This window comes from Paracoccus acridae (genome assembly GCF_014642735.1).
GTDB classification, from domain to species: Bacteria; Pseudomonadota; Alphaproteobacteria; order Rhodobacterales; family Rhodobacteraceae; genus Paracoccus; species Paracoccus acridae.
In genome coordinates this window covers 220,250-235,400 of the sequence record NZ_BMIV01000003.1, presented here as the reverse complement: position 1 = coordinate 235,400, position 15,151 = coordinate 220,250, and the positions used below count along the sequence as shown (strand labels likewise).

General features: G+C 66.3%; 10 protein-coding genes. 2 read left to right on the top strand and 8 right to left on the bottom strand.

The annotated features are described in order from the left end of the window. Window positions 1–1,914, top strand: a complete 1,914-nt coding sequence (gene cysN, locus IEX25_RS06500) for a sulfate adenylyltransferase subunit CysN (RefSeq protein ID WP_188714520.1) — start codon at window positions 1–3, stop codon at window positions 1,912–1,914. 1,132 nt (window positions 1,915–3,046) lie between these two features. Here cysN and IEX25_RS06490 read toward each other — a convergent pair. The 4 genes from IEX25_RS06490 to IEX25_RS06475 form a co-directional block, all read right to left on the bottom strand. Continuing rightward, complete coding sequence (locus IEX25_RS06490) at window positions 3,047–4,306, bottom strand: CAP domain-containing protein (protein WP_188714519.1); 1,260 nt, start codon at window positions 4,304–4,306, stop codon at window positions 3,047–3,049. Window positions 4,307–4,632: 326 nt separating this feature from the next. Next, window positions 4,633–9,123 carry a translocation/assembly module TamB domain-containing protein gene (locus IEX25_RS06485; RefSeq protein ID WP_188714518.1) on the bottom strand — a complete coding sequence of 1,497 codons (4,491 nt, stop codon included), beginning with the start codon at window positions 9,121–9,123 and terminating at the stop codon, window positions 4,633–4,635. Beyond that, the gene (locus IEX25_RS06480; protein WP_188714517.1) at window positions 9,123–10,979 is read right to left on the bottom strand and encodes an autotransporter assembly complex protein TamA; all 1,857 of its coding nucleotides are present in this window, start codon (window positions 10,977–10,979) and stop codon (window positions 9,123–9,125) included. The genes IEX25_RS06485 and IEX25_RS06480 overlap by 1 nt, the downstream gene beginning before the upstream one ends. Window positions 10,980–11,096: 117 nt before the next feature. Continuing rightward, on the bottom strand, window positions 11,097–12,023 hold the full coding sequence (locus IEX25_RS06475; RefSeq protein WP_188714516.1) for a glucokinase: 927 nt from the start codon (window positions 12,021–12,023) through the stop codon (window positions 11,097–11,099). Window positions 12,024–12,178: 155 nt separating this feature from the next. On the opposite strand from IEX25_RS06475, the gene IEX25_RS06470 reads away from it, so the two are divergent. Then, the gene (locus IEX25_RS06470) at window positions 12,179–12,610 is read left to right on the top strand and encodes a hypothetical protein (protein ID WP_103172073.1); all 432 of its coding nucleotides are present in this window, start codon (window positions 12,179–12,181) and stop codon (window positions 12,608–12,610) included. Window positions 12,611–12,619: 9 nt separating this feature from the next. Here the strand turns inward: IEX25_RS06470 and IEX25_RS06465 are convergent, their stop codons facing one another. The 4 genes from IEX25_RS06465 to IEX25_RS06450 form a co-directional block, all read right to left on the bottom strand. Beyond that, window positions 12,620–12,856, bottom strand: coding sequence for a hypothetical protein (locus IEX25_RS06465; protein ID WP_188714515.1), 237 nt, complete (start codon window positions 12,854–12,856; stop codon window positions 12,620–12,622). Between the two features lie 90 nt (window positions 12,857–12,946). Further along, window positions 12,947–13,687, bottom strand: a complete 741-nt coding sequence (locus IEX25_RS06460; RefSeq protein ID WP_103172074.1) for an amino acid ABC transporter ATP-binding protein — start codon at window positions 13,685–13,687, stop codon at window positions 12,947–12,949. Further along, window positions 13,684–14,358 (bottom strand): amino acid ABC transporter permease, encoded by a 675-nt coding sequence (locus IEX25_RS06455; RefSeq protein ID WP_188714514.1) that lies wholly within the window; start codon window positions 14,356–14,358, stop codon window positions 13,684–13,686. The genes IEX25_RS06460 and IEX25_RS06455 overlap by 4 nt, the downstream gene beginning before the upstream one ends. Further along, window positions 14,355–15,119 carry an amino acid ABC transporter substrate-binding protein gene (locus IEX25_RS06450; RefSeq protein WP_188714513.1) on the bottom strand — a complete coding sequence of 255 codons (765 nt, stop codon included), beginning with the start codon at window positions 15,117–15,119 and terminating at the stop codon, window positions 14,355–14,357. Before IEX25_RS06450 ends, IEX25_RS06455 begins: the two co-directional genes overlap by 4 nt. Window positions 15,120–15,151 lie beyond the last annotated feature (32 nt).

Genomic DNA, 15,151 nt, shown 5'->3' with positions numbered 1-15,151 from the left:
ATGACCGCCCAAGATCCCGTTTACGTCACGGATGCCCTGATCGCCGAGGATATCGACGCCTATCTGCTGCGCCACCAGCACAAGACCATGCTGCGCTTCATCACCTGCGGGTCGGTCGATGACGGCAAATCGACGCTGATCGGCCGGCTGCTATATGACAGCAAGATGATCTTCGAGGATCAGCTTGCATCCCTGGAAGCCGACAGCAAGGTGTCGGGCACCCAAGGCGGGGAAATCGACTTTGCCCTGCTGGTCGATGGCCTGGCCGCCGAACGCGAACAGGGCATCACCATCGACGTGGCCTATCGCTTCTTCGCGACCGACAAGCGCAAGTTCATCGTGGCCGACACGCCGGGCCATGAACAATACACGCGCAACATGGTCACCGGCGCATCGACCGCCGATCTGGCCGTGATCCTGATCGACGCGCGCCAGGGCGTGCTGACGCAGACGCGGCGGCACAGCTATCTGGTGAACCTGCTGGGCATCCGCAACGTGGTGCTGGCCGTCAACAAGATGGATTTGGTCGATTACTCGGCCGAGCGGTTCTACGAGATCGTCAGCGACTATTCGCATTTCGCCAAGCAGATCGGCATGGACAGCTTCCTGCCCATCCCGATTTCCGGGCTGAAGGGCGACAACATCGTCACGAAAAGCCCCGAGATGCCCTGGTACCAGGGTCCGACCCTGCTGGGCCATCTGGAAGAAGCGCCGGTCAGCGACACGCGGATGCAGGACGCGCCCTTCCGCATGGCGGTGCAATGGGTGAACCGCCCGCACCTGGATTTCCGCGGCTTCGCGGGCCAGATCAGCGCGGGCGCCGTCCATCCCGGCGATCCGATCCGGGTGCTGCCCTCGGGCAAGACCACGACCGTGAAATCCATCGTGACCTTTGACGGCGACCTGCCCCAGGCGGTCGCCGGCCAGTCCGTCACCCTGACCTTCGCGGACGAGATCGACTGTTCGCGCGGCGACGTGATCGTGCGCGCCGACGCGCCTTGCGAGGTCGCCGACCAGTTCGAGGCCACCCTGGTCTGGATGTCAGAGGCCGAGATGCTGCCCGGCCGGCCCTATCTGCTGAAAATCGGCACCCAGACCGTCAGCGCAACCATCACCGAGCCGAAATACGAGGTGAACGTCAACACGATGGAACATCTGGCCAGCAAGACGCTGGGCCTGAATGCCATCGGCGTGGTCAACATCTCGACCGACCGGCCCGTGCCGTTCGAATCCTATGCGGACAACCCCGACCTGGGCGGCTTCATCCTGATCGACCGGATGACGAACGCCACCATCGCCGCCGGGATGCTGCATTTCGCGCTGCGCCGGTCGCAGAACATCCACTGGCAATCGACCGACATCAACCGCGAGGCCCATGCCGCGCAGAAGAACCAGCGCGCGCGCGTTGTCTGGTTCACCGGCCTGTCGGGGTCGGGAAAATCGACGATCGCCAACATCGTCGAACGCAAGCTGCACGCGATGGGCAAGCACACCTTCCTGCTGGACGGCGACAACGTCCGCCACGGGCTGAACCGCGACCTGGGCTTCACCGATGCCGACCGCGTGGAAAACGTCCGCCGCGTGGGCGAGGTCGCGAAGCTGATGACCGATGCGGGCCTGATCGTGCTGACCGCCTTCATCTCGCCCTTCCGGGCGGAACGGCGGATGGTCCGGGACATGATGGCCGCCGGCGAGTTCATCGAGGTTTATGTCGATACCCCCCTGGAAGTGGCCGAGGCGCGCGACGTGAAGGGCCTTTACAAGAAGGCGCGGTCGGGACAGCTGAAGAACTTCACCGGCATCGACAGCCCCTACGAAGCGCCCGAACAGGCCGAACTGGTGGTCAATACCGTCGCCCTGACGGCCGAGGAAGCCGCCGATCGCGTGGTCGAGGCGATCCTGTCGCAAGGCTGATCGCCCGCGTCACCAGATGCCGATGGCCTGCGGGCCATCGGCCTTCAGGATCCCCCGTCGGACAAGGATCCGCGTATTCCCCCGGACGCAGGGCACACGGCGACAGGGGATCCGGTTCGGCCATCTTCGTCGTTCCGGGCGGCTTGCAAGACCACGGAACAGCCCGGAAAGCTGCGCCGGCCGCGCTCCTTGCCATGGGCAAGTTCAGCCGGACACGCGATATCTTCCTGCCCTTCCCGGGACGCAGGAGAAGCAATCACCTGGAAAAAACTGCAAAAACGCCGGGAACCTTTCTTTGTTAACAGACGTTAATTGCCCGTAGTAGATTGCCGTGCCGCAATAATGTAACCAGTATGCCCGCCGTTTTTGTCCGGCGGGCATTTTCGTTCCGCTGACAGCGGCAGGCCCTTCACCGATCAGAATCCAGGCCAGGATCTATGTCGGATGCGCAGGCCTCGACCGCGTGCAGGATGGTGCAGATACCGCCGCCCGCCGCGATGTGGTTGTCCATGACCGGATCGTGTCCGACAACGAGACGCGGTGGTCGAAGCCACCGCCATGCAGCACCGGCTGTTTCATGACCAGCCGCAGGCCGGGGGCGCGCGCAGGTGATGCGGGCTGATGTGCCCCGCGTTTCGGCCAACAGGATCGCGGCGGCGGCACCGATATCCGGGCTAAGGCGTCGCCGGGGCGAAAGGGGGCGGCGTCTGGACCTGACCGATCAGGCGAAAGGCCAAGATGGATGCTGTTCCCGATGCCCTGCCGCCTTCGCGCGGATCGCGGCGCTTGTGACGGTGCCAGGGGCGACCACCTTGAGATGTCGCCATGGCCGCTCAGATCCTCGATCAAGGCGGGGCGGATCAGGGGTTCCGGGATCAGGTCGGAGGCATCAGCACCGTCTTGGCACGGTTCACCGACCCCTGCGCCCATCTCTCGCGCCAAGCCCGGCGCGGAGGGTCGTCACGTCCGGCAAGCTCGGCTTCTTCGCGCAGCGCGCACCGCACCCTCGCATGATGATGGCTTGGGCGATCCTGGCGTGTGATTGATGCTGCGGCAACCATGTTCAGGCGACAGGGCGCCGCGCCCGTGGTCTGCGCGACCCAAAGGATGACCTTTGCCGTCCTAAAGGCCGTCAGTAGGCGAAGATGTCGTCGGCCACCCCTGTCACGGTCAGGTGGGCTCCGGCCAGGACGATGCGATCTCCGCCGCCCAGATCCACGACCACCCCGGTCGCGGTCTTCGTCATGTGGTCGCGCATGAAGACCGCCGGATCTTGGTCCAGCAGGGCCTTGGCGATCAGCAGGCGGTCCAAGCCTTGCTGGAAATCCTGGATGGTATCGGTGCCGCCGCCCTTCACGAAGACGAAGCTGTCAATGCCCGCGCCGCCGTTCAGCAGGTCGTTGCCGGCCCCGCCCGTCAGCGTGTCGTTCCCGTCGCCGCCCGCCATTGTGTCGTTTTGCGCGCCCCCGTGCAGCCAGTCGTTGCCCGCCTGACCCGACAGCAGGTCCGCGCCGTCGCCGCCGAACAAGCGGTCGGCACCGAGCCCGCCCCACAGCTTGTCCTGGCCCGCATCGCCGAACAGCAGGTCGTTGCCGTCCTCGCCCGCAAGCTGATCGTTTTCGGTGCCGCCTTGAAGCGTGTCGTTGCCAAGACCGCCGTTCAGCACATCCGCCCCTGCCCCGCCTATCAGCCGGTCCGCCCCCTGTTGGCCATGCAACCGGTCGTTCCCGGCCCAGCCCGCGACCCAGTCGTTGCCTGCGCCCGCCTGAACGGTATCGTTTAAGGCGGTCAGACGATAATCGTCGTTCATCGCGGTGCCCATGGCGGAGGTCGTGAAAACCTTGCCATTGAAGGCATCCAGCCAGTCGGCACGCGATTGCACCGCGCTGCTTGCCGTGGGCGGGGCCACACGCAGGAAGGTGCCGCCATCCAGCCGGACCTGTCCATCCGTATCGGCAAAGTTCTGGGTCGCCATCAGCACCTGATAATTGCGGCCGCCGACGGCGATGGTCCCCACCTCCAGCCCGATCCCGACATAGGCCGCCTTGCCCATGATGTTGGCGTAATGGCCGGGGCTATCCAGCAGGTTGCGGTGCAATTGGCGGATTTCATCCTGAAGGTCACTGGCGCCCTGGATGCTGACATAGGCGATGTTTTCGGCGGTCATCCATTGTCCCGCCAGATCGAAACCGGCCTTTTCGATGCGCTGCCGCGACGAAGACCCGCCCTGCCCCTTATGGGAAAACACATCCGTTTCCAGCATCCAGCGGCTATGCGCCTGGGCCGAATCGTTCAACCGCTTTTCCAGGACAAGCGGCGCCAGCCCCTCGGCCTTGCGGGACTGGTTGATCAGGCTGGCGAAATAGCGTTCGTTCGCGGTGGCATAGGACATGATCGCGCCTTGGGTGATGGTCTTTACCAAGCACAACTATAACGTGAGGGATGCGAAAAGGCCGCAGGCAAATCCCTAAAAGGCGAGATGTTGCCGATCCGGGCAGGTGTCCTGCAACGCCTTGCCAGGCACGCCGCATCCATTGACGGGCTTGGCGATGATGGACGCGAAATCCAGCCCGGACCGGCAGATCGCCTTCGGAAGCCGTGAAGGGCTGGTCCTGGAACAGGGTTGCCGGGAAGGGACCAGGCCGCCCCGCTGCACGGCATGGGCGGCCTGACGTCTGTCGGGGTGTCATGCCGCCCTGCCGGAAGGTCAACCCGGCGTCAGTAATCCCGTTCGAAATAGATCCCCAGGGTGCTGTCGCCCTCGGTCCCCACCGATCCCCGCGCCGTCAGCGAATCGGTCACGTCCAGGTTCAGGTTGAGGGTGCTCTTGCCGTCCGCCCCCACCGCGACATCGGTATAAAGGTTCTCGGACAGGTATTTGCCTGCCCGCACCTGCACGTTCCCGTCGTCGTCGGTGGCCAGGTCCAGATCGTCCAGGCCCACCTGGTTGCGCAGGTTGCCGATGATCCCCTCACCCCCGCGGCCCGCCAGGACGGCGATGGCATTGGCAAGCTGGGCGGCCTGCAGGGGGCTGATATTGTCCAGCCCCTGCCCGAACAGCAGTTGGGACAGAACCTCCTCCTCGGGCAGTTCGGGCGAGGACTCGAAGGTGATCTCGGGGTCGCGCACCTCTCCGTCGATGATGATGCGGGTGGTGATGCCGTCGCGTTCGGTCTGGGCGACCAGACGGATCACGGGGATCAGGCTGCCCTGCAGTTCGACCAGGCCTTCGGACAATTCGAACCGGCGGCCCAGCAGATCGACCCGCCCCCGGATCAGTTCCAGGAAGCCGATGGGGATCGCGTTGCGCGTGGTGCCCTGCACCTGCAGCGACCCACCCAGTTCGGCATCGACCCCCCGCCCGCGCACGAAGACCTGGTTGGGGGCATTGATCACCAGATCCAGCCGGGGCGGCGCGGATGGCGGGACCGAGGGCGGCCCGGCCAGCCCCGCCTCGCGCGAGGCTTCGCTGGGATAGGGTTCCAGCCCCGCCTTGGCGCGGGTGGACCGAACCGGGCGGGTGTCGCCGACGTGGTTGATGTCGGGAATCGCCTTGGCCCCGCCAAGACCTGTCGAGGGGATGCGGATCTCGGTCTCGCCCAGGTTGACGGTGCCGGAAATCAGCGGCCCGTCGGCATTGCGTCCCGACATCCGCAGATTGCCGCTGATGATGGTCTCGTACAGGTTCGGATCGCGCGCGACCACCTGGTCCAGCAGGATCGCCAGATCCAGCGTGCCGCCGCCCAGGTCGATGGGTCCGGTCACGGTGACGCGCCCGCCTGCGGACACGGCGGCCGAGGCGTCCAGGTTTATCCGTCCCCCGGCGAGGTTGGCGGTGGCATTCACGCCTTCCAGGCGGATGCCGACGCCCGGATCGGCGACCTGCCCGTTCGCCAGCCGCACCTGGCCGCTGACGGATTGCAGGGACGGCGGGCCGTTGACCGCCAGATCGAAGGACAAGGGCCCTTCGATGCTGCGGGTGCGGATGAAACTGTTGGCGATGGATGCGTTGCTGGTCCCGTCGATCGACAGAGCCATGACCGAAAAGTCGCGCGCCACGCTGCCCGACACCTGTATCTGCGTATTGCCCGGCGCGGTGGCGGACAGATCCGTCACGAAATTGGCGCCGTCCTCGCGGATGGTGCCGTTGACCTGGACGGCCCCCGGGAACTCGGCCTGCAACAGGCCCAGATCAGCCAGCCGCGCGTCGATGGTCATGCCGCTGGCGGTGTCGCCCTGGGCCTGGATGCGCAATTGGGGGTTCTGCACGTCCAGCCGCTGGAAGGACAGGCCCGCCTGCGACTGGGTGGCCGCGACGTCAAAGCTGGTCTCGCCCCGCAGCAGCGGATCAAGCCGGGGCTGGCCCAGGGACAGGCCGCTGCCGGTCCCGGTCGCGGTGATGCGCCGGACCCCGCCCTGCTGGACCAACTGGCCATCTGCGTTCAGCGCACCGCTGATGCCATTGCCCAGGAAACGCAGATCCTGCGCGTTGACCTGGGCCGACACGTCGGTCTGGTCGCCCCCGACCGTGCCGGTTGCGGTGGCGTTCAGGCGCGGGTTGTCGATCCGGGCCTGTTCGATGGTGAAGATGCCGTTTCGTTCGGTGCCGGTGACCGCCAGCCGCGTTTCGCCCGCCAGCGCGCCATCGACCTGCGCCTGCCCAAAAGACAGGTCGCGTCCGGTGCCCGACACCTCCAGCCGCCGGATGCCGTCGCCCGCCTCGCGGAAGCTGCCGGTCAGATCCAGCGCGCCGCGCCAGCCGGGGCCGAAGGGCGCCAGCGATGCCACGGCGACATCGGCGGAAATGTCCGTCACGCCGGGGCCATAGGTGCCCTGGGCAGTCGCGTTAAGCTGGTCGTTGACCAATTCCACATCGCGCAGGGTGACGGTTCCCTCGCGCTCCTCGGCCTGGACGCGCAGGCGGGTCATGCCGGTCAGGGCGGCATCCGCGTTCTGGACGCCGAAGGACAGATTCTGCCCCGATCCCGTCAGGTCGATGAAGCGCGTGCCCTCCTGTTCGGTCAGCCGCGCGGTGGCGTCGAACCCGCCCGTCCAGCCGTCGCGGATGGCGGACAGATCCGGCACGGCCAGATCGACCGTCGCATCCAGCGCGCCTTGGGCGAAACTGCCCCGGCCTTCGGCACGGATCTGCGGGTTGGCAAGGCGGAACACCTCGACCTCGAAGCTCTGGGGCTTTTCGGCGGCAAGGACGGTCAGCGTGGTCTGGCCTTCAAGCGCGTTGTCCAGCGCCTCGATGCCGATGCGCAGATCCTCGGCCTCGCCGCTGACGGTCAACTGGCGCGACCCGGACGCGCCCGACAGCTTCGCATCGGCCTGCAACGCGCCCGAGAAGTTCGGATCGGCATCCTGCAGGGATGGCATGGAAATCGTCGCGGTCACGTCGCTGGACAGGCTGTTTACATAGCCTTGCGCCTGGGCCGTCAGCCGCTGGGCATTGATCGACAGATCCTCGATCTCGATCCCGGTTTCATCGCGCCGCGCATCCAGCGCGATGGTGGACCGACCTTCCAGCAGCCGGTCCAGTTGCGGCTGGTCCACCGCGATGTCGGTGCCGGTCACGCTGGCGTCGATGTCGAAGCTGCGGTTCAGGAACCGGTAATAGCCGCGCAGGCTGGCATCCGCCCTGCCCTGCACGTCCCGCCCGGCAAGGGTCGAGATGCGGGCCAGATCCTCGTATCGCGCATCGGCATCGACCGACAGCACGAAGCCGCTTTGCAGCCCCGACAGCAGGACCAGCCCGTCTAGGCCGTAATCGGGACCGCTGACGGTCAGGTCGGTGAATTCCACCACGTTGCCGGGGGTGAAGTCGAAACGGGTGCTGCCGGTGATCTCCGGGCCGATGGCCTGAGCCAGGCCCGCATCGGCAAAGACCATCTGCCGCGAGGCAAAGCGGATGCCCCCGTTCAGGGATCCAAGGCTGCCCTGGTCCAGCACCACCGCGCCCGACCCGTTCAGCTGCAATTCGCCCAGGCTTACATCGCCCAGATCCAGCGCGCCCACGCGCCCGTCCAAGGTCCAGCCCTGGCCCTCGGCCGCGTCATAGCGCAGTTCCAGCCGCCCCGATTCCACGGTCGAATTGTCCCCGGCGAAGGGCAGGGCGACCGGAACCTGTTCCGCGCCCGCGTCCGAACCCAGCGCGATCAGCAATTCGGCATTCTGCGGCGCCCCTTGGGCGTTCACGGCCAGCGATCCGTCCAGCGACAGCGCCTCGGTCACAAGGTTCAGGGTGGGGATTTGCAGCCGCCCATCCTCGCCCCGCCAGCCTTCGGCACGAAGCTGGACCTGGTTGCCGAAGAAGCTGCGGTTTTCGGGGGCCAGCAGGGACGCCACGTCGCCGCCCAGTTGCAGGGCGAAGTTCGTGCCGGGATTGCCGGCCTGATCCGGGGCGCCCGATGCGCTGACCCGGCCCGTGACGCGCGGCAGCCCGTCGGTCGCCAGCCTGATGTCCACGCCAAAGTCGCGGATCTGGCCTTCGCCGCTGATTTCCGCCACGACCGAGGGCTTGTCGTAAAGGTCGATCAGGTTGACCAGCAGCCCGTCCTCGGCCTCGTCCAGGGTCAGATCGACGCGCAGGATCTGGGTCTGGTTCGAAAAGGCGGCGTCCAGGTTGAAGTTGCCGCGCGGGCCGTCCAGCCGCTGGATGGCCAGCTTGGCCTGGCCTTCGCCGCCTTCCAGGCTCAGGCCGCCCTGCACGGAAATCGCGGCGGCGATCCCGATCACGGGTTCGCCCAGGTCCACGCGCTCGGCGCGGATCTGCTCGATGTTGATGGCCACGGGCAGTTCGGGCAGGGCGAATTCGAATTCCCGCGCCTCGGCGGTGACGGTCCCGTCCTGCTGTTCGCCCTGGGGCAGGCGGGGCAGCAGGATCTCTCGGGCCGACAGTTCGGCGATCTCGATCCGGCCGCGCAGCAGGGCGGACCGGTTCCACTGGATCGCGCCGTCGTTCAGCGTCAGCCAGACGCCATCCGCATCGGCGATGCTGATCCGGTCAAAGGTCGCGCGGGACGACAGGGCACCCTGGAAGCCGTCGATCACCACCGCGCGGCCCGCGCCCGACAGGTTGCGTTCCAGAAGCCGGGTCAGGAAACCCCGGTCGTCGCTTTCCTGCTGGGAAATCTCGGCTGCGCTTTGCGCCATCACCGACAGCGGGAAAAGGATCGCGAAGACGATCAGCCAGAGTGTGCGCATCAGAAAGCCTGCCCCAGTCCAAGATAGAGTTGCACGCCCTCTCCGGTGTCCCCTCCGGTCGGTCCGGCCACGTCGAAACGCAGCGGCCCGATGGGCGTGTTGTACCTAACGCCGATCCCCGCCCCCGAGTGCCATTCGCTGCCGCCGTTCCAGCCATCTTCCGCCCAGACCTCGCCGTAATCGGCGAAGGCCACGACGCCGATGCGTTCGCGGACCTGCCAGCGGACCTCGGCCGACAGGTTCGCCACGCTCATGCCGCCGGTCTTGATGGGACCGTTGGGGCCGGTGATCTCCTCGACGCCCAAGGACTGATAGGGCTGCCCGCGCACGGTGCCGCCCCCGCCCGAGAAGAACAGATAGTTGCGCGGGGTGTTCTGGATGTCGCTGCCCAGGACGCTGCCCAGACGCGCGCGGCCCGCAAGCGTGAAGCGGTCCTCGGGCCCCAGGGAATAGAAGGCGCGCCCCTCGCCCAGCAGGCGGATGCCGCTGTCGGTGCCGTCGAAACCCTTGAAGGGCGTTGCGTCGCCTTGCAGGTAATAGCCGCGCTTGGCGTTGTTTTCATTGTCGCGCGCGTCCCACATGACGCTGGTGGGCAGGGCCAGAACCTTGAAGTCCGTCTCGCCCAGGTCGTCGTAAACGCGCGAGAACTGGTACTGGATGGCCGTGTCGAAGGTGAAGCGGTCGCTGAAGATCTGGTTGAAGCCCAGGCCGATGATGCCGGTGTCCTCGTCGTAATCCTCCTCTCGCATCCGCGCCAGGCTGGTCAGGACATAGGCGGTCGTGTCGGGCGTGATCGTCGCCGGACGGTCGATGCGCAGGGTGATCTGTTCGTCCTTGCCGCTGGTGTCGGATCCGATGTCCTTGACCTCGCCCTCGATCCGCAGGCGCTCGCCCCCGCCCAGCAGGTTGCGGTGCATCCAGTAGGCCGAGACCATGGCCCCGTCGGTCGAGGAAATCTCGAAGCCCGCGCCGATGCGGCGGGGTTTCTGTTCCACCACGGTCAGGTTGATGTCCATGCTACCGTCGGGGTTCAGGGTTTCCGCCTCTTCCAGGGTGATGGCGGAAAAGACGCCCGACCGGCGCAGGCGCTTGCGGACATCCTCGACTTCGTCGGGATCGAAGCGCGCGCCTTCGGGCAGGCCTGCGATCTTGCGCAGCCGGCGCGGATCCAGGCGGTCATAGCCGCGCATGTTCAACTGGCCGAAAGTGACGCTGGGGCCGGGCGCAAGGCCGATCCGGCTGTCCACGACGTTGTTCACATGGTCGGCGGTGATCTCCTGGTCCGCGACCTCGGCCTTGGCATGGCCGACATTGCGCCAGCCCTCCACCCCCGCGCGGGCCGCGCCCCGGATCGTGCCGGTGCCCGCGAATTCGCCCTGGCGGTATTCGGCGGGCAGGTCGGTGCGGGGGGCCAAGGGGGCGATGGCGGCGCGGGAAAAGCGGAAGCGGGGACCGGCCTGGATGCTGACGACCACCTGGCGCACGATGTCGGGCGCGTCCAGGGGCGCGATCTCGGCCGCCTCAACGCCGTCCAGCGTGATGTTGATGATGGCCGAATAATATCCCCGGTCATAAAGATTGCCCAAAAGGCGGGCGTAATCGCCCCGGGCGGCGGCCAGGACATCCTGGCCGGTGGTGCGGCCTTCGGACAGCGCCCCCGAGATCAGCGAGGCGTTGCGCAGCGGCCGGTCCAGGTCGTCAGCGCCCTGGACGCGGAATTGCAGATCGACCGGACCTTCGTCCGTGCTTCCGCCGAACAGGCCGGAAAAGGGTGATGAGGCGGATTGCGCCCAGGCCATTCCGCCGAAGGCCATCACCGTGGATGCCACCAATGCCGCCCGAAGATATGCCCGCATCGTCCCGCGCCCTGCCTGTTCTTGGTTTTGGACCATATGAACAGGACGGCCGGATGAAGCCAAGCGATTCATCGACGGAAATCGGGCAGGCGCACGGGTTTCCGCCGCCTGTTGCCGTCAGGCCAGCGCCGCCAGGCAGCCGTACAGGGCGGCCATGTCGTCGCGGATCAGGAAGATCGGCGTATTTTCGGGGATGTGGCGCATATAGGGCTCGGCCAGGAAGGACGCCTCGAACCGATCCATCCGGTCCGAGATGCTGCGCCCGACGCTGCCCGCCAGGAACATCCCTTCCAGCGGCATGAACCGCATCGCCAGTTCCCGGCACAGCAGGCCCACCAAGTCGGTGAACAGGTCATAGGTCGCATTGGCGACCGGATCGCCCGCATCGGCCGCCCGGTCGATCTGTTCCCCCGGCACCGGCGTCGTCCCCGTCAGCGCGGCATGAAGGCGCGACAACCCGCGCCCGGCAAAGGCTTCCTCGGTCGAGATGAAGCCCGCCATCGCCTCGGGGCCGACGGCGTCCAGCAGGCGAAGATAGATGTTGGCGGGCAGGCTGGTATGGCCTTCCTCGGCCTCGAGCGCGGCGACGGCGCCGCCGGGCAGGCTGCGGACCGCGCAGACGTTGAAGCCGGTGCCCAGGTTGACGACCAGCGACTGCCCGTTGCGGGGCCGTCCGGCCGGTGCGCTGCGCAAGGTGGCAAGGCCATCGCCCGACAGGACGGGCGTGGCAAAGCCCATCGCCGTCAGGTCGTTGATCAGCCGGACCTGGTCCGCATCGGTCAGCCGCGCCAGCCGATCCTCGGAAAAGTCCCAAGGCCGGTTGGTCAGCCGCGCCTGGCCGTTGCTGACCGGACCCGCCACAGCGACGCAGACGGCGGTGATGCGGGGCTGGTCCTGTTCCTGCAGGAACTGGCGCACCACGTCATCGAAGCTGGCATAATCGTCGCCGCGAAAGCGGGTCACCGACTGCCGGTCGATGCTGCCGTTCCGCGCAAGGGCCAAACGGGCATTCGTGCCCCCAACATCGCCCAGAAGTATCGCCATTCGGGGTTCGTCCTTCCTGTCGCCTTAGCCCTTTACAACGCAGGACAATTGCCGGTTTCAGCGACCGACGCAACGCCGCGTCGCGCCAAAAATCGGAACCCATTGCGTCGGCCACACGTTTTTCCCCAGCAAACACTGGATGAAAGGCCCTGACCATGACCCGCATCGCAATCCGCATCGCCCGCTTCGGGATGGCCGGCAGCGTCGCGGCCCTGGTGGCCCTACCTGCCGCTTCCGCAACGCGCCCGGACCAGCCCGTGCAGGCCTGGCCCGCCATGGCGGGCGTCGACACCGCGACCCTGCTGGAACAGGCGCAGGATCTGCCCGTATCCGACATGGCCGTGGGCGACCAGCCCTATTGCGCCGCGGATGCCGAAATCCACCAGACCTTGCAGCAGGACTTCAACGAGACCCCGGTGCCCGGCGACGGCCATGCCGCGACCGAGCTTTGGGCGTCCGACCAGATGGGCACCTGGACCCTGGTCGTGCCGCGCAAGGACGACACAAGCTGCATCATCGCGTCGGGCATCGGCTATGACACGGCGCGCGACGTGGATGTGTATTATCAGACCGCCGGGCTGCGCTGACTGCCCCGGCTAGAAAAGCAGCGCAAGAAGTCCGATCCAGACGACCAGGTTGGACGCCAGGACGACCGGGATCACCAGGCTTCCGGGATTGATCCCTTCGTCCCGGCGCAGCTGCGGCAGGGGGCGGACCGGGCGTTCGACCAGGATCTGGCTGGCATGGGCGGGCCACAAGGCTGCTTCCACGGGGACAAGACCGGCATGGCGGCGTCCACGGACATGATCAATGCAGGGTGCGAATCCGTCCATCACCGATCTCCACGATTATTACTAATACTCTATAGCATAAGTCGTGTTTTTTCGTTCCAAATATCTCGCCGGGTGGGGGGTTTTCTTCTCTCAGCCGACCCGGCGCAGAAAGGCGCGGGTGCGGTCGTCCTGGGGATCGCCGAAAATCTGGGCGGGCGGCCCTTGTTCGACGATCCGCCCGCCGTCCATGAAGACGATCCGGTCGGCGATTTCGCGGGCAAACTGCATCTCGTGCGTGACGATCAGCATGGTCTGACGACCATCGGCGATGCTGCGAATCAGATCCAGCACCTCGCCCACCCATTCGGGATCCAGCGCACTGGTGGGTTCGTCGAACAGCAGCAGATCGGCATCCAGCGCCATGGCCCGACCGATCCCCACGCGCTGTTGCTGCCCCCCCGACATGGCGGAGGGATAGCTGTCGCCCCGGTCGGCCAGCCCGATCTGGGCCAGGATCTCGTCCGCGCGGGCAGCGGCCTTGGCCTGCGACCAGCCGCGCACGGTCGTCAGCCCTTCGGTGATGTTCTGCCGGGCGGTCTTGTTGGCGAACAGGGCATAGTTCTGGAACACGAAACCCGTCCGCCGCCGCAGCGCCAGGATCTGCGCGCGCGTGGCATGGGCCGCGTCCACCGACAGGTCGCCCAGCGTGATCCGTCCCGCATCGGGGGCATCCAGCCAGTTCAGGCACCGCAGCAGCGTCGATTTACCGGTGCCCGAGGGACCGATGATCGCCACCCGCTCGCCCGGCTTCAGGCACAGGTCGATGCCGTCCAGGACGGTGTTCGTGCCGAACCGCTTGGTCAGCCCGGCAATGTCGATCTCGCATTTCATCGCGCCACCGCCTTTCCCAGATGGCCTTCCATCCAGCGTTGCCCCACCGACAGGACCTCGACCATGATCCAATAGATCACGGCGACGACCAGGAAGGCTTCCAGATACAGGAAGCTGCCGGCCGCTTCCTTCTGCGCCGCGCCCATCATCTCGGTCACGCCCAGGGTGAAGGCCAGGGACGTGCTTTTGATCAGGTCGATGAAATAGTTCATCAGCGTCGGCGCGGCCACGCGGGACGCCTGCGGCAGCACGATCCGGCGCAGAAGCTGGCCCTGGGTCATGCCGATGGACTGCGCGGCCTCCCACTGGCTGCGGTCCACGCCCAGGATCGCACCGCGGATGCTTTCGGCCATATAGGCCGAGAAATGCAGCGTCAGGCCGATCACTGCCGCCGTGATCCCGTCGATGCTGGTCAGGGCAGGCAGCAATTGCGGCAGCCCGTAATAGAACAGGAACAGCTGCACCAACAACGGCGTGCCGCGAAAGAAGCTGATGAACACCGCCACAAGGCTGTCGGCGACCGGAACGCGCAGCACGCGCACGATCGCCAGGACAGCCGCCAGGACAAGCGCCGCCGCCATCGCGACAAGCGCCATCCCCAGGGTCAGCGGGACATAGCCGAGGATGATCGGCACCAGGTCCCACATGTAGGCGGTGTCAAGCGGCCTCATTCAGCGGCGTCGGCCAGGGGCTTCGTGACATCGGCGTCCAGCCATTTCTGCGAGATCTCGGCCAGGGTGCCGTTTTCCTTCAGCGTGGTGATCGCGGCATCGACCCTGTCGCGCATCGCCTGCCCGGCCTCGTCGTTGCGGAAGGGCAGGGCATTGCGGATTTCGCTGAAGGGCTGACCGGCCAAGGCCAGAGGCAGGGGGCTTTGCTTGATCACCTGCGCCGAGGAAACGCGGTCCATCACGAAGGCATCGACCCGGCCAAGGGCGGTGTCCTGTTCGATGTTGGATTCATAGGTGCGGATGTCGATGTCCGCCGCATTGGGCAGGCCACGCAGCAGTTCCTCGAAATTCGATCCCAGGTTCACGGCCACCGACTTGCCCGACAGGCTGTCCGGCCCGGTGATGGCGTCTTCGTTGCCCGCCTTCACCACGACCTGCGCGCCATCATAGACATAAGGCTGGGTAAAGGCGAACTTCGCCTCGCGCTCGGGGGTAATGGTGATCTGGTTCGCCACCGTGTCGATGCGCCCCGATTCCAGCGCGCCGATCAGCCCGGAAAAGGACATGGTGACGAATTCGATCTCGTCGCCGGTGATCTCGCCGATGGCGTTCATCAGGTCCACCTCGAAGCCCTGCAATTCATCGGCGCGGGTGAAGGTAAAGGGGAAATAGCCCCCCGACATGCCGACGCGGATCGTCTCGGCCGTGGCGGGCAGGGCGGTCGTCATGGCCAGAACGGCGGACAGGAACAGGTTGCGCATGGCGAAAACTCCTTATTCTACTTGGCCTTGAG